This window comes from Blautia hominis (assembly GCA_002270465.1).
GTDB classification, from domain to species: Bacteria; Bacillota; Clostridia; order Lachnospirales; family Lachnospiraceae; genus Blautia; species Blautia hominis.
On the sequence record NQOF01000005.1, the window covers coordinates 338,968 to 359,890 of the forward strand.

The following is a 20,923-nucleotide window of genomic DNA, read 5'->3' on the forward strand; positions in this document are numbered from 1 at the left end:
TCTTATGTCTACAGATCTGCTCCATTATTTCTGATAACTTCCGCATACCAGTGTGCAGAATCCTTCAGGATGCGTTCCTGCGTCTCAAAATCCACATAGACCATACCGAACCTGTCTGAATAGCCTTTTGCCCACTCAAAGTTATCAAGCACGGACCAGGCAAAATAGCCATCCACTTTCACCCCGTCCTCAACAGCCCGGCCAAGCTCCCGCAGATATCTGTGATAAAAATCTATCCGGCCCGGGTCATGGACTTTTCCGTCCAGAGACACCGTATCCGCACAGCAGCAGCCGCTCTCCGTGATAACAATAGGTTTCTGATACCGTTCATAGAGGAACCGCGGCCCCCAATAGAGAGATTCCGGAACCACAGGCCATCCGTTGCCTGTCCTTGGATACCCTACAGGGCGTTCCACAGCCTCCCAGCCTCCTTTTCCGTCACTTTTCACTTTATATCCGTTGTAAATATTCTGCCCGTAAAAATCCAGGGGCTGATGCATCAGTTTCAGGTCATCCGGTTTAAAGTCCGGCAAATCCTTTTCAAACAGCTTCAGCCCGTCCTCCGGATATCTGCCCAGCATGACCGGGTCGCTCCACCAGCTTACGGACCACATATAATCCGGCTTGTCCTCCACGGCAAAATATGCTTTTCTAGCAGCCTCAATATCCTCCGGCGTATCCGCTGCCGGAATTACCGGATTGGAGGTTGGCGCATATCCAATCTGTGCGTCCGGTACCAAGCTTCTGATAGCCTGCACTGCTTTTCCGTGTGCCATCATCACATGATGGGCCATTTCCAGCACGCTGCGGCGGGACATAATATTGCCGGGTGCATGTTCTCCGCTCACGTGTCCCAGCCCCACGAAGCACTGAGGCTCATTGAAGGTCATAAAAAATTTAACCCTGTCCCCAAATGCTTTTGCCGCCACAGCCGCATACTCTGCAAACCAGTCCACGATCTCAGGGTTCTGCCAGCCTCCCAGACGGTGCAGGGCAAAGGGCAGATCCCAGTGGAACAGCGTCAGACACGGTTTAATATTGTATTTCAGAAGTTCATCGATCAGAGCATTGTAGAAATCTATACCGCTCCGGTTGATCTCCCCTCTTCCCTCAGGAAAAATCCTGGACCAGGCAATAGAGAAACGATACGCCCGGATCCCCATGTCTGCCATCATTTTTACATCTTCTTTGTAACGGTGATAATGGTCACAGGCCACGTCCCCGTTGTGCATGGAAAATACTTTGCCGGGTGTCCTGCAGAAATCATCCCATACCGTGTAACCTCTGCCGTCCTCAAAAGCACCGCCCTCTATCTGATAAGAAGCGGTTGCTGTCCCCCATAAAAAGTCATCCTGAAATCCCATAAAAAAATCCTCCTCTGCATGATGGTATCTTACTATCCACAGCCCTGCAAATCCAATTCTGCAGACAGTATGTTGGTAACAGTTCAGACAAGCTGAACCGTTACGCATCCAGCCATTAAAAATCGCTTCGCCATGGGCTGCATGCCTGCCGGCACTACTTTTTCATACGCTCAGCGCAGTAAATGCGCAGACCTGTCTGAATTGTTACTAATGTTGATCTATATATTCATATTAAGCTAAAAATCCCTTGTTTTCAACAACTATAAAATGGATCCGGACAAAACAACAGAAAGCACGCTCCGCGAACTTTCCATTGTTATGAATAAACCGGAGCGGCAGGATCCCCCTGCATTTGCTCCGGCTGTCTGCTTTTATATTGTGATGCCTGCCCGTCCAAAACGCTGTTTTACATAATCCAGGCTTTCCAAGTAAGCCGCATCACCGTCCAGATGTTCAATGATCAGCGGCATATCCGGGTCTGTCCTGCCGGCAAGCTCTGCGTATTTTTCCAAATTCAGGGTTCCCTTCCCGCAGGCCGTCTCCCTAAACTGCATGGTAAATTCCTGTAAAAGGACCACATCTTTCAGGTGGCAGCTCCTGATATAAGAACCGAGTTTGCTAAAACACTCTTCCATAAACTCCTCATGATAAAAATATCTCTCCGGGGTCGTGATCCAATTGAACACATCCATATGCACGGCGAACCGCTCCCTGTCCACATCATGGATCAGCTTTACATACTCATCCGGCCCCATAGGATACATCCAAGGCATGGGTTCAATGGTATAATAAGTTTTTTTCGGATCGGCAGCATCAATGATCTGCTGTATGCTATCCACCACCATATCCCAGGTTTCCTGTGTCAGATTTTCTTTATAAGGGCCGTCCCATCGCTCTCCTCTGGAACCGGAGACATTGACACAGCATCTGGCGCCGATCTTATCAGCCAGCTTTAATTGCTCAATACACCTAATAAGAGCGGCCTCCCTGACTTTGGCATCCGGGGAGATCGGATTACACCAGGCGCCCACCTCTGCGATGGTCAGTCCATATTCATGAGCTGCCTTTACATATTCCTCCAGAAGCTCTTCATCACAGGTATGATCCACAGGGAAATTAACTGAAGTACATCCCATCCGGTGCATCTTCCCAGCCCATTCCCGTGGGCTTTTGTGCTCCAGAGGGCTGGATAATCCCAGTCTCATCCGCATATCCTCCTGTTATCTGTCGCTCTCCAGCAGTTCCACAATACATTTCAGGTCTTTATAAGCATTCATGTAGGTATATCTTCCGCTGGCATCGCCGTACTCACCCTTCTGCTCCAGCACCATGCCGAAGTCCTCACAGCGTTTTACTGCTTCCGGCATTTTCATTCCCTTTATGTTGAATGCCACATGGTGAATGCCCTCTCCATGTTCATTCAGGTAATTTCTCCATGTGGAGGGTGCCTCATTTGGCTGGATCAGTTCAAGCTGGAGACCCGGGCCTACATCAAAAAATGCCAGGTAACTGTTGGCCTCCGGTGCCGGCTGGCCTTTAAATTCTGTCTGCGTTGTCTCATATTCCCCGCAGAGAGCTGCTTCCGGCTCTTCCACACCTAAAAATTCCGCCCATTTCTTCTTTGTGGCATTGATATCCTTCACAATAAACCCAACCTGGCAAACTAAATCTGTACCGACTACTGCACTCATACTCTTTACCTCACTTTTCCTTTTTGTTGTTTTTATATTCTGCCTGCTGGCGTGCCTGTTTTTATAGGCTCCGGTTTTTCGCAGGTAGTTTTCATTTCATATACTTTCTTGTCCTGTGCTGATTCCATCATACCCGTGATGGCTTCAATCACATGGCAGGCCATCTCTGCATTAACCCTTGGCTTCCTTTTCTCATCTATGGCACAGGCCAAGTCCAGAACGCCGATCCCCCTGGTGTAATCACCTATATGGGGATACAGTTCAGGCAGTTCCACACTCGTGTCCTGCTTTTCCTTTGTCTCCCGGCTGTCATCATACAGTACATCCAGGGTCCTTTCCTTCCTGTAGACCCTGGGCCGCCCGCCGGACATATTGGGGTCCGGCACCTCCAGCGTCCCGTCTGTCCCATATATTTCAAACATGGGCAGATTGGAATGCCAGATATCAAAACTGATATTCATGCTCACGATCACACCCGAGGCCAGTTCTGCGGTTCCCGAATAATGAGTGGGTGTCTCAACCGGAACCTCCTGCCCTTTCAGAGGGCCTGTGTAAACCTTCCGCACCGGAAATCCCGTACCGGAAAAAGCGCTGACCCTTTTCACCGGACCCAACAGCGCTGCCAGAGCCGTGAAATAGTACGGACCCATGTCATACAGCGGCCCTGCCCCCTGCCTGTAAAAATTGGCTGGTGCCGGATGCCAGGTCTCCACACCGTTTGACATCATATTGGCAGTTACATAGAGAGGCTTTCCGATCCATCCGTCATCCAGGATCTTTCTGCATGTCTGCAGGGAAGATCCCAGGAAGGTGTCCGGCGCGCTTCCCACAAGAAGCCCCTTCTCATCCGCCAGATCCATAACCTGCCTGGCCTGGGCAGCGGTGGGGGCAAATGGCTTTTCACAGAATACATGTTTTCCTGCCTGCAGTATCTTCTTATTCAATTCCATGTGAAACTGAGGAGGCGTCAGGTTCACCACCAGTTCCACCTCTTCCATGGCAAGCATTTCCTCCACGGAACACCCTGACGGTATCTGGTACTTCTCCGCATGGCTCTTTGCCAGCTCCACATTCACATCCGCACAGGCTGCCAGATGCAGGGAGGGATAAAAACGTTTGATATCCCGGATATAAGTATTACTGATGACTCCGCACCCCAGTATTCCAACATTTACATTTCTCATATCTGATTCCTCATTGTATTTCCATATGTGTTCCGGGCCTGCCTATCGTCCCGGGATCAAATAGCAGATTATTTCCTCACCCCTCAGTATGGCATTGGCTCCCCTCTGTAGTTGATAAAAGGAACATCCATATCAGGTATCTGTTTTTTCCTGTCCAGAATGTCAAACAGCCCTATGGCTGATTCCGAAGGCGGGATCTGGGCATTCTCTTTTCCCATAATAGTATCCATGCGGCCCGGATGGATCATATAGATCCGCATATGTCTATCTGCCTTCTCCTCTGCCAGATAGTTCCGTATTTTCTGCGTATACATATTGGCAGCATGTTTTGATACTGAGTATGCCAGATAATTGTAGCCCTGAGGCGTTAAATGTCCTGCCTCGGACGTGATATTCATGATACATGCATCCTCAGATGCATACAGCAGACCGATAAAATATTTCAGAACAATAGCCGTACCTGTCACGTTCACATCCAAAGTCTTTCTGAACATATCCACATTTAAGTCAGCCACAGCATCACCCGGCATTACCATTTTTTCAAACAGCACTCCCGCGTTGTTTACAAGAAAATCTATGTGTCCGTACTTCTGACGCAGCCGCTCTGCCGCACCTTTTACCATCTCTTCATCGGTTACATCCATCTCCATGATCAAAAGGCTGTCGGGATACTTTGTTTTCAGCTCCAGCAGATCACGGGCGTACGCTTCATCTGCGCCTTTCCTGCATCCGGCCAGCATCGTGTGGCCCCTAAGCAGTCCTTCTTTTACCATCTCATAGCCCAACCCCCGGTTGGCGCCGGTCACTAATCCAATCATACTGCCTCCTAATAATCTGACTCCCCGAACCGGAAGACCTTGAAAAGTACCAAAATAATTGCCAGCGCGATCAACAGCAGGATCCAGGCCATAGCGGATGCGTATCCCATCTTAAAGTAAGAGAATGCATTCTGATACAGATACAGGGAATAGAACATGGTCTGATTGTCCGGGCCTCCGTTTGTCATAATGTACGGCTCTGCGAACCACTGGAACACCGCAATGATCAATGTCACCACATTATAAAGGATCGTAGAGCGCAGAAGCGGAATGGTCACAGACAAAGTCTGTCTGAAAAATCCCGCGCCATCTAAAGCTGCGGATTCGTATAGACTGTCAGGTATATCCTGCAGACCTGCCAGATAAATAATAATGGCATTGCCGCAGGTCCACACCATCATAATGATCAGCGCAGGCTTAGACCAGAACATGCTGGAAAGCCATCCCGGCCCCTGGATCCCAATATAACTGAGAAGGCGGTTGATAATACCGGTCTCCGGCTGCATGACCCATATCCAAAGCAGACATGCCACCACTGTGGGCACCAGCGTAGGGATAAAAAATGCCACCCGGAACGGTCCGGTGTATTTTAACTTCTTGTTATTCATTATAATAGAGACCGCCACTGCAATAAATGTAGTGATAGGGACTCCAAAAATGATCATATAAACGGTATTACTCATTGCCTTCAGAAACGTTTTATCCTGAAACAGCATTTTGTAATTGTCAAGTCCGATAAAGACAGGATCTTTGATCACCTGGTAGTCACACAGGGAATAATACAGGGAGGAACAGATCGGAAATAAGGTAAATACCAGAAAACCGATTATCCACGGGGAAACAAACAGCAGCCCATGAATGGCCTCTTTTTTTCTCATATTCATTTTTTTCATTGTTTTCCCCTCCTACCCCTTAATTCCTGACATGGCAATACCCTGGATGAAATACTTCTGCATAACAAAGAACAGGATCAATACCGGCAGGATCATAACTGCTCCCAGCGCCAACAGCATACTCCAGTTCGGATCCAGATTGGATTTCAGCATAGAAGCCGCCAAAGACAGTGTGTACAGTTCATCTTTCCCCAAGAATACCAGCGGTCCTAAGAAATCATTCCAGGATCGTATAAATGCAAAAATAGCAACCGTAGTCAGCGCAGGTTTAGCCATTGGGATAACCAGCTTTGAGAAGATAGTAAATTCTCCGGCCCCGTCAATACGGGCAGCTTCCGAAATGTCCTGTGGGATCCCTGTAAAAAACTGGCGCAGCAGGAAGATAAAGAACGGGTTCCCGAAAAAGCAGGTAACGGTAAGGGGAAGAAAAGTCCCGATCCATTTCATCTTGGTAAACATAAGAAACAGGGGCACCAGCGTTACCTGATACGGAAGGATCATGGTAATGAGTACTAAAATGAATACTTTATCACGTCCCGGCCAGCGCAGTCTGGAAAATCCGTATGCCACCAGGGAGCAGGATAAAAGAGAACCGACAATATTACAGATCACAATGATCATTGTATTTTTCAAGTACTTAAAAAAGGGAATTGATGAAAACATATTCACAAAGTTATCCAGCCTGAATTTATCAGGCAGCCATTTAAACGGCGTCCTGAACAGTTCACTCTCTGCCTTAAAAGATCCCATAAACAGATAAAATATCGGCAGAACGAACAGAATAGCCAAAACAATCAAAAATGCATATAAAAGTATCACTTCCAGACTGGGGCCTTTTCTGTGTTTCCTCTTCCCATCCGGTTTTGCCATTTTGAATCTCCTTTCATTCTGATGAAACTCTCTGTGCGGCACGTATGCGCCGCACAGAGTATTCCATAAAAACCGCAGATGACCTTACTCTGCTTTATCAAGTTCTGCCTGATATTTATCCTGAAGTTTCTGAAGTTCTCCCTGAATATCCGTGATGTTTCCGTAAATCACACCTTCCCTGAAGGTTACAAATGCTTTGGACAATTCAGCCGAGCAGGAACACAATGCGGGTATTCCGTTTTCCGGTGAGTTGGCAAGTTCTCTCTCCATCAGATACATTTCATCGCCTTCTTTTGTCAGGCTGACGTTGTCAAACTCCGCGTCACTTGTAGGGATACTTCTCCACTGTGCAAAGTTATCCTCATTAACGGCACCTGACATACAGAATTTAATGAACAGTGCAGCCAGTTCGGGATTCTCTGAACCCTTCGGTATTGCAAATACATTGGTTTGGAACGTAGTGCTGTTAGCCCTTCCGCCCTCCGGGACCGGTACCGCGCAGGCTTTATAATTTACATCCGGCGCATATACACGCAGCGCATTGGAGAACCAGTTTCCGGTGATGGTCATGCCTACCTTACCTGTCATAAATGCATGGTCCGGTGAAAACATTCCGCCAAGTCCTGAGGTAAAGGACTGGATTCTCTCCGGGTCATATTTCTGTCCGTAGGACTGCAGCCATTCCATACAGGAAACCACTTCCGGGGATGTCAGATTCAGTTTGTTGGTCTCAGAATCATATACGTCTGCACCAAAGAAAAATGGAAGTGTAAAAGCGTCATCTTTTAAGTCCAGCCATGGGATAAGACCAAATCTTTCATATGTCCCGTCATCCTTCTGAATGGTCATGGCCTCTGCCCACTGATCCAGTTCTTCTAATGTTTTTGGCGGATTCTCCGGATCCAGCCCGGCCTCTTTCGCGATATCTGGATTGTAATACAGCAGCATGACATTGGTGTCCTGAGGGATCAGATACGGTTCATCCTTATAATATATAACATCCTTACACCCATTGAAAAAGCTGTCCACATTCAGGTCTACCTGCTCCAGATACGGCTCCAGCATTTCAAAACTCCCGTTTGCCGCGTAGGAATAAGCAGAAACCGCATTGTCACAGATAACCAGATCCGGTGCCTGACCGCCCGCAATGGCTGACAGCAGTTTTCCGTTGTTGATACCTGCTCCGTCCGGTACAAACTGTACGTTACACTTAATGCCTTTATCTTTATATAATTCGTTGAATGCATCTACACGGCTCTGGTCCCACACCTGAGAATCCCCCGTAAACGCAGACCAGTATGTAAATTCTCCGGTCAAATCTGTATCTTCCACTTCAAGCCCCAATGCTTTCAGTTCTTCCGCATTCGTCTTCACAGATTCCTGTGCTTTCTTTGCCTCGTCGCTCAGTTCTGTCTTTTCCTCCGGCTGCTGTGTTCCTCCGTCCGCCGATGTACTTGCTGAATCGCCGCATCCGGCCAGTGTACCTGCTGCCATAGATAACGTTAATAATGCTGCTGCTAATTTTTTCTTCATACGTTTCTCCTTTCCTGCGTTACCCCATTCACCTTATTTTGAGGGTAACTGTTCCGTACCCCTCACAGTCACAAGTGAAAATCCATGCAGAACCGCTGCGCCGGGATTTTCACTTGGCTGCGGAATGCATTCACACGGTCTGCGCAGTGAATACGCAGACCTGCGTACCGTTACTTTTTCGGTTCGTATTTTACCTGTACAAATGTCCCCAGTTTTTCCTTGCTGTCAAATACTGTGTAGTTTCCGCCCTCGTATTCCCCGTAATGGCGGACCGGCATATCATTTTCCTCAAAGTATCTTACTGCCGCATCCCTGTCGTCTGTCATAAATGCAATGTGGTGGATACCGTCTCCATTCTTTTCCAGAAAATCTTTCCAGGAACTGGGCTCCTCATCGGGTTCCGTAATCTCCAGAACCACCTGTCCCAAATCGAAAACCGCCAGTCTGGCCCTTGTCTTGCTGGGCACCCCCTTAAACTGTGTATGTGCCATAGATTCTTCCGGCACACGGAATGCCTCCGGCTTTGGAACCCCGAACAGTTTTGCATACTCTTCTACCGTTTTGTCCAGGTCCTTTACCACCAATGCCACCTGGCAAATGGTCTTTCCATCAATAATTCCCATTTTATTTTCCTTTCTGTTCTGCACTCATTTATTTTCTGTCATGATTATGTCTTGCTCTTACCTACACGCGCTTCGGTTTTGATATATTTACTATAGCATCGCAATAAAGGATTTTCTATTAAATAATTGCTATATATAATCCATTTATTGCCTTATATTTTGAGCAAGTGCAAATTATTAATATGCTATTGGCACATATTTACATTTTTACAGCATAATTTTTGTGCATTTTATACATTTATTTATCGCAATATTTAACTTATAATATCCAGTATAGATGTTTTTTGTCTTACTTTGTTAAATTTTGTCGATTCATTTATCATATGCAATATATTATTATGCTTTTTACCATTAAATCAAAGGAGTAATTCATTATGATTAAGGCAGATTTGTCAGAACCAATGTACTTTGAGCATGATATGTCCATTAATGTATCATTTGGGCATTACTACTCACATTTTCCTATGCATTGGCATAGTTTTATGGAAATCGTTGCGCCGCTGTCCAACGATATGGCTGTCACCCTTGGAAATGAAACATATCCGCTCACAGAAAACCAACTGGTGATCATACCGCCCCGCAGCCTGCACGCACTGACTAAAAACAGCACGGCACCCTGCCTGGTCCTGCAGTTTTCCAACATGCTGCTGCCCCAGCTTCATGATTTTATCACCCACAGGCAGCTCCTCTGCTGCCAGCCTGTCATTGATGTGACGGATACGGTATCATTTACAGACAACCCACTGGATATCCTTATAAAGATCAAGGGTTTGTTTTACAGTGATATCAGCTTTAAGGAAATGCGTATGTATGAAGAACTGCTTCATTTTTTTATTGTGATAGGGGAACATAATTATCAGATTGAAAATTCACTTTCCGCTCAGAAGACGCCTCAGCAGAAAGCTTATGACAGAAAATTTGATGGGGTTACAGAATACATAAAAGAACATTATACAGAACAGATAAGCCTGGAGGAGCTGGCAGCCTTTGCCGGTTTCAGCAAGTATCATTTCTCCAGGATCTTCAAGGAGTACTACCAGATGTCCCTGCCGGAATATATTACATCCCTGCGGGTATCACGCGCAACGGAGCTGCTGGAGAATCCGGAACTTTCCATTATGGATGTAGCCCTCCAGTCCGGATTCTCCAGCCTGCCGTCCTTTAACAGGACCTTTAAGCAGATTAATAACTGTACGCCGTCGCAGTTTCGGAAGATGTTTGACCATTTTCCCGGATAAACATTTTTGCAAACTTACTCTTTACAATTTTGCAAACAAGTGGTATATTAAAAATATAAAGGGATAGCCGCCCACAAGGTGAGTTGACCGTTATAATGAGCAGAAAGACCACCCGTCCACCGGTCAAAGTTTCAGGGTGGTTTTTCTATGTAGACTTACTTACAAAACATAAAAATGAATGTAAGCAACGCCAAAAGGAACAGACCAAAGGTCATTATATCCTGAAAATCGAAATGATTTTTCATAGCATCACCCCCATTCTAAAGAATAGAGGCCAGCCCACCCCGCAACACGGCTATCCGTCTTTATATTATAACCCTCACGCAGAGCATAAGCAATCTGTAATATTGCACAAAAAAAACCAGAAGAAAGATTCCACATCTCTCTTCCGGTCTTCTATATCCTCTTTATACTCTTACTCAATCCCCATCAGATCACACAGTGACAGAATATAAATCCTGCCCGCATTCACTGCATCCTCAATATCCACATTTTCATTATAAGAGTGAATTCCCTCCGTATTAGAAGGGCCGTACTGAATGGTAGGAATACCCTGTGCGCGGTACTCTCTTGCATCACTGGATGCCCACTGGTAAGCGGGAATCACATCAATGCCCCACAACGCCTCTGCATTCTTCTTCACGGTCTGCACGATCGCTGCATCCTCGTCTGTGTAGTTGCCTTCGCTCTTCCACTGCGCTTCGTACTCAATGCCTGTCTCACCGCTCTCACGGATTATGGTGCGCACCATCTCCTCAATCTCCTCATGGTCCACACCGATCGGAAGACGTACATCCACAATCGCCTCACAGTAATCCGGCACCATATTGGGACGTGTTCCGCCCTGGATCACACCAACATTGGCGGAAACATGGCTGATAACCTCACCGATTCCCGGTTCACCAATCTCCTGCTGTGCAATGAGCTTGGAATTCTCCAGTGCATGAGCCTGGCTGTCCTTAAAATGGCCTTCGATCTTTGTCAGGCCCTGCAGCTTATCCAGTACCTTGGAAAGCTTAATGATGGCATTTTCCCCTTTAAATCCGCCCAGACTTCCATGTGCGGATTTACCGTTGGCTTTCATGATCAAAGTCAGGCCGCCTTTCTGGCCGATCTCGATGGTATTGTTGGATGTTGGCTCTGCGATCAGGCAGGCATTTGCCTCCTTGGCATACCCATTGTCACACAGCCATCTGGAACCGTATTCCCCGCCGCTCTCCTCATCGGAAACAATGTGGAGACGGATATTGCCGTTCAACTCTGCTTTTGACTCTGTGAGGATCTTCATGGCGAACAGAAGCCCGGCTACGCCGGCTTTCATATCGGAAGTTCCTCTTCCCAGGATCAGTTTGTCTGTCACTTCCCCGGAGAACGGGTCAAACTCCCACTGCTCTCTGTCACCGGCCGGGACAACGTCCACATGACCGTTTAAGATAACACTGAATCCATCCTCTTTACCGATCTTTGCAAGTACACAGGGGAAATCAGGATGTGCCGCAACTTCCTCACTGGCAATGCCAGCCTCCTTCAGATAATTCTTAACAAAATCCACCACTTCCCTCTGGGTTCCGGTAGGATTTTCACTTGGGATCCTGATCAGATCAGATACCAGTTTAATAAAGTCTTCTGTCTGACTCTCAGCCAGTTTCAGGATTTCTTCTCTTGTCACATTACTCATTTTCGCTCACACTTTCTTAATAGAATAAATACACAGCCGCCGGATATGCATTTTGCAGCACCCGGCGGCAGCCGTTATTTTTTATTTCTCATCATACAGGAAGCAGGCCACCTGATGACCCTCCTCCTGCTTCATAAGCTTAGGCATTTCTTTACGGCAGCGCTCCATGCACTGCGGACATCTTCCTGCCAGCGGACAGCCTGTCTGGTCCCCGATAGGACTGGGAATATCCCCTTTTAAGATGATTCTCTCTTTCTTTACAAAAGGAGATTCCGTTGGGATCGCGGACAGCAGTGCCTTTGTGTATGGATGAAGCGGATTATCATACAGCTTATCCGCATCACACAGCTCCACGATCCTGCCCAGATACATGATCGCGATCCTGTCACTTACATGTTTGATAACGCCCAGGTCATGGGAAATAAATACATAAGTCAGGTTATACTCCTTCTGCAGACGGTTAAACAGGTTCAGTACCTGCGCCTGGATGGATACGTCCAGCGCGGAAACCGGCTCATCACAGATGATCAGCTTGGGATTCAAGGCAAGCGCCCGGGCAACATTGATACGCTGTCTCTGTCCCCCTGAAAACTCATGAGGGAAACGGTTCACATGCTGTACGTCAAGGCCAACCTCACGCATGAGTCCCAGCACTTTGTCATCTCTTTTCTTCTTGTCAGGCTCCAGTTTGTGCACCACCAAAGGTTCAGCGATGATCTTTGCCGCTGTTTTTCTGGGGTCCAGGGAGGAGTATGGATCCTGGAATACCATCTGGATATCCCTCTTTAAGTCCTTCAGTTCCTTTCCCTGTAAGGAAAAAATATCCCTGCCGTTGTACTCCACACTTCCGGAAGTGGCCTTATGAAGCTGGATGAGAGTTTTTCCAAATGTGGATTTACCGCATCCTGATTCACCGATAATACCCAATGTCTCACCCTCATAGATATCCACGGAAACATCGTTTACTGCATGGAGAACCTGGGGCTGCTCACCGAATTTGCTGGCTTTGATCTTAAATTCCTTGGTCAGGTTCCTGACCTTCATAAGAACTTTCTTCTCATCCTTCATTTTCTTCGTTCACTTCCCCTCTGACTAATTTATTCTCCAGATTCTGCCTGTGACAGGCTACAAAATGTCCCGGCTCCACTTCTACCAGAGGCGGAACTTCATCCCTGCATTTGTCTGTCACATAAGGACAGCGGTTGTAAAAGTTACAGCATTTTCCTGTCAAACGCAGGTCAGGCGGTGTACCGGGTATGGTGTTCAGAATCCCTTTATTCTCATCAGAGAGCTTTGGCATGGAATCCAAAAGCCCCCAGGTATACGGATGCATAGGTTTGGAATACAGCTCTTTGGTAGTCGCATACTCAACCGTATTGCCCGCATAGAGTACCATAACGGTATCACACATTTCCCACACAACACCCAGGTTATGGGTGATCAGCAGGATAGACGTATTATACTCGTCCTGCAGTTCCTGCAGAAGTGCCAGCACCTGGGCCTGAACGGTAACGTCAAGAGCGGTTGTCGGTTCATCGGCAATGACCAGTTTGGGCTTACAGCATACTGCCATAGCTATGATAACACGCTGGCACATACCGCCGGACAACTCATACGGATATGCCTCCATACGTTTTTCCGGCTGGGGGATCCCTACCTTTTTCAGCGCTTCCACTGCCATATTCCAGGCTGTCTTCTTATCCACATCCTGATGGGCGCAGATCATCTCAACCATCTGGTTTCCGATCTTAAATACCGGGTCCAGGCTTGTCATGGGGTCCTGGAAAATAACCGCTATATCCTTGCCGCGGAAGTCCAAAAGCTCTTTCTTGGTAAGCTTCAGCACATCTTTGCCGTCAAAGTCGATCTCGCCGCCTACGATCTTTCCGGTACGCGGCGGAAGCAGACGTATAATGGAGGAGGAGCTTACGCTCTTGCCTGAGCCGGATTCTCCCACAATTCCCATGGTCTCTCCCTTTTTCAACTCAAAACTGACACCATCCACTGCTTTTGACACGCCGCTTGCAAGGAAAAAATAAGTCTTTAAATCTTTTACTGTCAGTAAGGTATCACTCATAATAACTCCTCATCTATTCGTATTTTTCCTTCATTTCCTTAAAGTCTCTTCTGATCGCCTCCAAAAGCTCCGGATCTGTCAGAACATCCACGGCCGTCATAGCCATGGCTTTGGAACCTACTGCAATGGTCTTGTGTCCGGCTTCGCTGTAGCAGGCGTCCTCAAACTCTTTTGTATGGCCTCTGGTCTCCGGCACTACCAGCACGTAAGACTGCAGTCCCGGTATCTCATGGGTCACATTTCCCATATCCGTACAGCCGATGCCCAGCGCTTTCTCCCTGGGCTTCACAATCTCACCCAGATCTGTAAAATTCTTTTCCAGGGCATTTTCCAGAGACTGGTTGTTGCGGATGTCCTCATAGGAAAGTCCGTCAAAAGAAAACTCCAGTCTCGTATTGGTAATGGCAGCTACGTGCTCACATATTTTCTTGAAACGCTCCAGCAGCTCCAGCTTATACTTCATGCTGAAGGAACGAATGGTAAACTTGGCCTGACAGTGATCCGGTATATAGATCGGCTCCTCTCCGCCTTTGGAGATGACACCAAGGATCTTGCCTTTGTCAGCCAGCTCCAGACGCATGGAGTTTACGATCTGGAACAGGTCCAGCACAGGATTCAGGGCACTGATCCCCTCCTCCGGCCATGTGGCTGCGTGGGATGTTTTTCCATAGTAATCCACAATCACATCTGTCCTGGAATAAGAGATATCATTCACCACCGTATCGCTGGCAGAGTGAAGGATCATGGCAATATCCAGCCCCTTGAAGGCACCGTTGTTGAGCATAATGATCTTTCCGCCGCCGCCTTCCTCTGCAGGGGTTCCGAATACGGTGACTTTACCGCCAATCTCATCAATGACAGAATGGACCGCTTCGCCTGCTCCAACTGCCATAGCACACATCAGATTATGTCCGCAGGAATGTCCCATTCCCGGAACCGCGTCAAATTCGCCGAAAATACCGATATTTGGTCCTTCCTTTCCTGTGTCATACACAGCTCTCACGGAAGTTTCAACACCGCCCACACCTGTTGTCACCTGAAAGCCGAATTTCTTAAGAAGTTCAGACATGGATCTGCAGGCATGAAATTCATTAAAATTATATTCCGGATGTTCCCAAACCGTGTTGGAAAGTCCGATCAACTCAGGCAGAATCTCCTCCACCCTCTTTTGTACTCTTTCTTTAAAATCGCTCATCTGGCACCTCCTGCTTATTTCTTCATCTTCGGGTCAAGTACGTCACGGATACCATCACCTAGAAGGTTAAATCCAAGAACTGTGACAAGGATGAACAGACCGGAGATCATGGCTACATGAGGAGCCGTGTTCAGGCAGTCCTTACCCTGGCGCAGAATACTTCCCCAAGATGAAGTCGGTGTGGAGATACCAAGTCCTAAAAAGCTCAGGGCAGCCTCAGAAATAATGGCACCTGCAACGCCCAGTGTGGCGTAAACGATAACCGGGGAGAGGATGTTCGGCAGAATGTGTGAAAACAGCATTCTCATATTGGAAACACCGATAACTCTTCCCGCGTTGCAATATTCTTCATTTTTCACGATATGCACTTCACCGCGCACAACCCTGGCAAAACTGGGCACATTACCCACACCGATGGCTATGATCACGTTGACAATTCCCGGCCCCAGGACTGTCATCAGGATAATAGACAGCAGGACAAACGGGAAAGCCAGAAGGCCATCCATAATACGCATGATAAAAGCATCCATAAATCCGCCCATGTAACCGGCTACCAGCCCCAGCAGGATCCCGATGATACCTGCAACAATGGTGCCGCCCACTGCAACGATGATGGAAACACGTGAACCATAGAGTACCCTGGCAAACAGGTCCCTTCCGAACTCATCTGTTCCGAAGATATGACCGTTCTGCCCCGGAGTCAGAAAGGTGTCCAGAGGATGGATCTCATCCGGGTCCACATTTGTTATGATGGGAGCGAAAATGGCAATGAACACCATAAACAGCACGATGAAAAGACCGATCATAGCAGTCTTATTTCTTTTCAGTTTATTCCAGACATTATTGGCCCGGCGCTCTTTTTTCAGCATGTCCTCCTGAGCTTTTACGCCTAAGGCTTCTGTATTCTGTGCGCTCATTTAGTTTCCTCCTTTTCCGCTTTCGTAGCTTACTCTCGGGTTGATCAGCATGTAGACCACGTCCACCAGCAAATTGACCACAACGAACACCACTGCAATGAACAGGACGGTTCCCTGGATAAGCTGATAATCACGGTTGTCAATGGCACTTACGATCATGGTGCCCATTCCCGGCCAGGAGAAAATACTCTCTGTCAGGATAGCCCCGGTAAATGCCTGGGCAAGCTGAAGACCCAGAACCGTAACGATTGGCGGCAGTGCATTTTTCAGTGCATGCTTCCAGATGACTACGCTCTCTTTGATACCTCTTGCACGGAGGGATTTTATAGAGTCATTATTCACAACTTCCAGCATACTGGAACGGGTGATCCTTGCAAATGTAGCTGTAGGTATTGTTGCCAGACAGAAACAGGGCAGGATCATATGACTGATAAAATTCCCCAGTCCCTGACTCATATCACCCATACCCAGAGCCGGGAACCAGCCCAGATTTACGCTGAACGTCATAACCAGCATCATACCTAACCAGAAGATAGGCATAGACACACCCACCAGAGCCAGGATCATGAACACATAATCCAGGATAGAATACTGGTGCAGTGCAGAAAAAACACCTATGGCAAGTCCGATGATCAATGCAATTACAAGACTTGTAAGGGTGATGACAAGTGTATTCGGAATCCTCTCCGCGATCAGGCTTGTCACCGATTTGTTGTATACATAGGATTTTCCGAAATCCCCTTTCAGGACATTGAACATATAATCCACATACTGTTCTCCCTTACTCTTATTCAGTCCCATCTCCTCTTCCAGTTCCTCAATAGCGTCCGGAGATGCCTGAGGCCCGAGTAAGCTTCGGGCTGGGTTACCTGGAATCATTCTGGTCAGAATAAAGGTTACCGTCACTACGATCAAGAGGGTTGGAATACTTTGTAAGATTCTCTTCAAAATGGTTTTTAACACGAATTTCTACCGCCCTTTTCATTTTAATCTGACAAGCAGGGGGCATCGCGAACAGCAATACCCCCTGCAACCTCATTTACTCTTAACTTAACTGATTACTGTACTTTCCAGACATTTGTCCACGGTGTCACAAAGAACATCTGGTTGTCTGCCTTCTGTACAAAATCCTGTACTTCCGGATTCAGGCCGTGGATAACATTCTCGTTAGAGTAGAAGATACCCGGCAGTTCTTCTGTCACGATCCTCAGTGCTTTTTTATACATTTCTGCACGTTCGTTCTGGTCTGTCGCTTTCAATGCGTCGTCAAGCAGCTGATCAACTTCTGCGTTGGAGAATCCCTGTCCATTGCCGAGAGCACCGATCTCTTTGCTGGAGAACAGCTTGTTCAGGAAGAAGTAAGGATCCGGATACCAGGTCCAGGACATGCCGTACATATCAGCGTTTCCTGAAGCTGCAGACTCACTGAAGGTGCCCCACTCGCTCTTGTTGATGTTTACTGTAACATTCAGGTTTGTCTTTAAGTATGCCTGTACCAGAGTAGCCATTTTCTCACGTAATGCTGTATTGGAAATATAAAGGTCACATTCAAATCCATCCGGATATCCTGCTTCTGTAAGGAGCTTCTTAGCTCCTTCCGGATCATAATCCGGTACCAGTTCTTCACAGGATGCATCATATCCCCAGGATCCCGGCGGCAGAGATAATTTAGCCGGAACAGCTTCCCCGTACTGGTAGATGCTGGCTGTCATTTCTTCCACGTTGATGGCCTTGATCAATGCTTCTCTTACTTTTTTGTCAGCTGTAGGTCCATTTACCTGGTTGAAGTAAATGTAAGCCACATGCAGGCCCGGCATCTCCATTAACTGCAGTTTGGAGTCGTCACGTACGGACTTAACTGCCTCACCTGTGATACTGGATGCTATATCAATTTCACCTGTCTTCAGGGCATTGGCTGCCTGGTTGGAATCTGTGATCACTTTGAATACCAGTTTGTCCAGGTTTGGTTCTGCTACCCAGTAATCCGGGTTTTTCACCAGTACAGACTGCTGGTCAAGCTCAAAGGACTCCATTGCAAACGGGCCTGTACCTACCAGATGTGCACCGAAATCATCTCCCCATCCCTCAACTTCCTCTTTCGGGACAATGGAGTTTCCTGCGTCGGTAAGAGCTGTCAGGAATGCTGCGTTTGGCTCAGCCAGTGTACATGTCACTTCCCAGTCACCTGTCACTTCTGCGTTCTCCAGCATATCCAGACGATTCAGGGATGAATCTTTTGCGGAACGGTTTAAGGAGTAAGCGATATCTTCTGCTGTCATCTCACGTCCGTCCTGGTATTCACCTTTCTGGAATTTTACACCCTGGCGGATCTTGAACACGTATGTAAGTCCGTCATCGCTCACTGTCCAGTCCTCTGCCAGTGAAGGTACGATCTCTGATAAATCTTTGTTGTACTCAACAACTCTGTCACATACGTTGTTGATCACCTGGCCCTCATAAGAACCTGTATATTTCGCCGGGTCCAGATTCCTCGGTGAAGAGGATAAGGATACGGTAAGGGTTCCTCCCTTGGTAGGTTCGTCAGGCACTTCAATCTGTTCTTTTTCCACCTGTTCAGTTTCGCCGCCGGATTCTGTTCCTGCTTCGGTTCCCTTATCAGTCGTGTCTTTTTTGCTGTCGTTTCCTGAGCTTCCACACGCTGTCAGGGAGGATACGCAGAGCACTGCGGCAAGAGCTAATGCTAAACTCTTTCTTTTCATAATTTTCCTCCTTTTACTGCTTCGTTGTAACACTTTACTAGGATAAAGCTATTTATCTGCCCCATTTATATCAATTTTTCCTCAACAAAAAATAACCTGGGACAAATTTTATAGGTATTATACCTTTTAGTGCTTTAAATTGCAACTCCTTTTTCGACATAATAAGCAAAAAACCTATTGATTTTCGACAGTCATTGTTATAGACTGGATAAAAACGCACATTTATGGGAGGAATTTGTAATGATCTTAAGACAGGTTTTGGAATTATTTGACATGCTTGACACACCGTCAGCAAACGGAAAACAGATCACAGAGTTATTAAAAGAGCGCGGCGCACATGAAGTGACCGTGGAGACCGTAACCAGCGAAAAAGGCAGCACAGACTGCATCACTGTATTGATCAAAGGCAGTGATGGCAGATCAAGCGGCGGCAGCACCCCGACTCTGGGCATTATCGGACGTCTGGGCGGTCTGGGCGCACGCCCGGAACTGACAGGCTTCGTCTCCGACGGCGACGGTGCCCTGGCAGCACTCTCCGCAGGCTTGAAGCTTGCTGAGATGAACAAAAACGGCGATGTGCTGAAAGGCGACATTCTTGTAGCCACCCACATCTGCCCGGATGCCCCTACACAGGAACATTACCCTGTTCCATTTATGGACTCTCCGATCGACATGCAGACCAACAATGAAAAAGAAGTGGACCCCCGCATGGATGCCATTATTTCCATTGACACCACAAAAGGCAACAAAGTCATCAACACCAACGGCTTTGCCATTTCCCCCACCATTAAGAGCGGCTACATTCTGGAAGTCAGCGATGACCTCTTAGACGTAATGACCCGCGTGACCGGAAAACTGCCTCACGTATTCCCGGTTTCCCAGCAGGACATCACCCCTTACGGCAATGACCTGCACCACTTAAACAGCATCCTGCAGCCTGCAACAGCTACAGACGCACCGGTTGTAGGCGTAGCCATCACCACCGAACAGCCGGTAGCCGGCTGTGCCACAGGCGCCAGCCATCCCCTGGATGTTGAATCCGCAGCAAGATTTGCAGTGGAGGTAGCCAAAGGATACGGGGAAGGCAAGATCTCCTTCTACAACGAACAGGAATACGCTCACCTTCTGGAACTCTACGGCGAAATGAAAGTCTTCCAGACCTTCGGCAAATAATAAAAGACCACTTGGCAGACTTTCTGCCATCATGAACAAAAAATACTGTTATGCAGCCAGTACGGCTCCACAACAGAAAAAGACAAGGTGCTCACTATGAAAAAATCTGATACAATTCAAACTCCGGCATCCCGGACCCAGATAAAAATAGGAGCCGTCACTATAGGACAGAGTCCCCGGACCGATATTACCGGGGACATCTGTCCTTTATTGGCTCCCAACATAACCCTTGAGGAATACGGTGCCCTGGACCCCTTTGACAAAGACTACATCAACCAAAACTTCGCCCCCGGCCCGGACAGCTCCGTACTGGTCACCCGTATGCGCGACGCCTCCCAGGTCATCATCGGTGAGGAACACATCCTTCCCCTGGTCCAGTCCTGCATCACCCGGGCAGAAGCCGACGGCTGTCAGGCCACCGTCCTCCTCTGCACCGGCAAATTCCCCAAACTCCGCCACGAAAGGATGCTGATCATCCCTCAGCCCCTCATCCACAGCCTCCTGCAAAAACTGGCGGACGACCGTCCCATCGGCCTCCTGGTCCCGGACGAATCCCAAATCCCCCAGGCTCAAAGCTGGTTTTCAGAGAGCGACATCCAGGTCCGTGTCCGTGCCCTCTCCCCCTACCTAAAAAGCTCCCTCCTGCAGGAAAAAGCCCAATCCCTGCAAAATGAAAACCTATCCCTGATCCTCCCCGACTGCATGGGCTACAGCATCGCCCTAAAAAAAGAACTGGAACACCACCTCCCCATCCCAATCCTCCTCCCCCGCACCTTCATAGCCACCCTCCTAAACGAACTCTTCGGCTCCTGACCCTCAGGAGCCGCCTCAATCTATCCCCCACATCCTGACATTTCCAGTCACTACCCTCATATCACCTACTGCCATCCCCACAACCACAGCTTTCCACCCCTCATTCCACCTTCTTCCGATCCCCACAACCAGGCAT

At 47.8% G+C, this 20,923-nt stretch carries 19 protein-coding genes; 3 read left to right on the forward strand and 16 right to left on the reverse strand.

Annotated features, from left to right (window positions below):
• Nucleotides 1–8: 8 nt before the first annotated feature.
• From CI595_RS17960 to CI595_RS18000, 9 genes are all read right to left on the reverse strand, one after another.
• Complete coding sequence (locus tag CI595_RS17960) at nt 9–1,364, reverse strand: GH1 family beta-glucosidase (RefSeq protein ID WP_095175000.1); 1,356 nt, start codon at nt 1,362–1,364, stop codon at nt 9–11.
• Between the two features lie 371 nt (nt 1,365–1,735).
• Entirely contained in the window at nt 1,736–2,569 is an 834-nt protein-coding gene (locus CI595_RS17965; RefSeq protein ID WP_095175001.1) for a sugar phosphate isomerase/epimerase family protein, read from the reverse strand.
• A 15-nt stretch (nt 2,570–2,584) separates the two neighbouring features.
• On the reverse strand, nt 2,585–3,055 hold the full coding sequence (locus CI595_RS17970; protein WP_095175002.1) for a VOC family protein: 471 nt from the start codon (nt 3,053–3,055) through the stop codon (nt 2,585–2,587).
• Between the two features lie 32 nt (nt 3,056–3,087).
• A complete protein-coding gene (locus CI595_RS17975) occupies nt 3,088–4,239 on the reverse strand; it encodes a Gfo/Idh/MocA family protein (protein ID WP_095175003.1) in 1,152 nt (383 codons plus the stop codon).
• 83 nt (nt 4,240–4,322) lie between these two features.
• Nucleotides 4,323–5,057, reverse strand: a complete 735-nt coding sequence (locus tag CI595_RS17980; RefSeq protein WP_095175004.1) for an SDR family NAD(P)-dependent oxidoreductase — start codon at nt 5,055–5,057, stop codon at nt 4,323–4,325.
• Nucleotides 5,058–5,065: 8 nt separating this feature from the next.
• On the reverse strand, nt 5,066–5,950 hold the full coding sequence (locus tag CI595_RS17985; RefSeq protein ID WP_095175005.1) for a carbohydrate ABC transporter permease: 885 nt from the start codon (nt 5,948–5,950) through the stop codon (nt 5,066–5,068).
• A gap of 12 nt (nt 5,951–5,962) precedes the next feature.
• Nucleotides 5,963–6,820: a carbohydrate ABC transporter permease gene (locus CI595_RS17990; protein ID WP_095175006.1), complete on the reverse strand. Its 858-nt coding sequence runs from the start codon at nt 6,818–6,820 to the stop codon at nt 5,963–5,965.
• An 84-nt stretch (nt 6,821–6,904) separates the two neighbouring features.
• Complete coding sequence (locus tag CI595_RS17995) at nt 6,905–8,353, reverse strand: extracellular solute-binding protein (RefSeq protein ID WP_095175007.1); 1,449 nt, start codon at nt 8,351–8,353, stop codon at nt 6,905–6,907.
• 170 nt (nt 8,354–8,523) lie between these two features.
• Nucleotides 8,524–8,976 carry a VOC family protein gene (locus tag CI595_RS18000; RefSeq protein WP_095175008.1) on the reverse strand — a complete coding sequence of 151 codons (453 nt, stop codon included), beginning with the start codon at nt 8,974–8,976 and terminating at the stop codon, nt 8,524–8,526.
• Between the two features lie 374 nt (nt 8,977–9,350).
• Between CI595_RS18000 and CI595_RS18005 the strand changes: the two genes are divergently transcribed.
• The gene (locus CI595_RS18005) at nt 9,351–10,214 is read left to right on the forward strand and encodes an AraC family transcriptional regulator (RefSeq protein WP_095175009.1); all 864 of its coding nucleotides are present in this window, start codon (nt 9,351–9,353) and stop codon (nt 10,212–10,214) included.
• 415 nt (nt 10,215–10,629) lie between these two features.
• On the opposite strand, the gene CI595_RS18010 is transcribed toward CI595_RS18005, so the two are convergent.
• The 7 genes from CI595_RS18010 to CI595_RS18040 all read right to left on the reverse strand — a co-directional run bounded on the left by CI595_RS18010 (nt 10,630) and on the right by CI595_RS18040 (nt 18,801).
• Entirely contained in the window at nt 10,630–11,892 is a 1,263-nt protein-coding gene (locus tag CI595_RS18010; RefSeq protein WP_187144039.1) for a M20 family metallopeptidase, read from the reverse strand.
• Between the two features lie 81 nt (nt 11,893–11,973).
• Entirely contained in the window at nt 11,974–12,960 is a 987-nt protein-coding gene (locus CI595_RS18015; protein ID WP_095175010.1) for an ABC transporter ATP-binding protein, read from the reverse strand.
• Entirely contained in the window at nt 12,950–13,969 is a 1,020-nt protein-coding gene (locus CI595_RS18020) for an ABC transporter ATP-binding protein (RefSeq protein WP_095175011.1), read from the reverse strand. The genes CI595_RS18015 and CI595_RS18020 overlap by 11 nt, the downstream gene beginning before the upstream one ends.
• Nucleotides 13,970–13,982: 13 nt before the next feature.
• A complete protein-coding gene (locus CI595_RS18025; RefSeq protein WP_095175012.1) occupies nt 13,983–15,164 on the reverse strand; it encodes a M20 family metallopeptidase in 1,182 nt (393 codons plus the stop codon).
• 14 nt (nt 15,165–15,178) lie between these two features.
• Nucleotides 15,179–16,081: an ABC transporter permease gene (locus CI595_RS18030; protein ID WP_065543600.1), complete on the reverse strand. Its 903-nt coding sequence runs from the start codon at nt 16,079–16,081 to the stop codon at nt 15,179–15,181.
• Nucleotides 16,082–17,044, reverse strand: coding sequence for an ABC transporter permease (locus tag CI595_RS18035; RefSeq protein WP_065543601.1), 963 nt, complete (start codon nt 17,042–17,044; stop codon nt 16,082–16,084). It lies immediately after the preceding gene.
• Nucleotides 17,045–17,139: 95 nt separating this feature from the next.
• Nucleotides 17,140–18,801, reverse strand: a complete 1,662-nt coding sequence (locus CI595_RS18040; protein ID WP_095175013.1) for an ABC transporter substrate-binding protein — start codon at nt 18,799–18,801, stop codon at nt 17,140–17,142.
• A 240-nt stretch (nt 18,802–19,041) separates the two neighbouring features.
• Between CI595_RS18040 and CI595_RS18045 the strand changes: the two genes are divergently transcribed.
• Entirely contained in the window at nt 19,042–19,974 is a 933-nt protein-coding gene (locus CI595_RS18045) for a DUF1177 domain-containing protein (protein ID WP_095175014.1), read from the forward strand.
• A 96-nt stretch (nt 19,975–20,070) separates the two neighbouring features.
• The gene (locus CI595_RS18050; protein ID WP_095175015.1) at nt 20,071–20,787 is read left to right on the forward strand and encodes an AroM family protein; all 717 of its coding nucleotides are present in this window, start codon (nt 20,071–20,073) and stop codon (nt 20,785–20,787) included.
• Nucleotides 20,788–20,923: the final 136 nt, after the last annotated feature.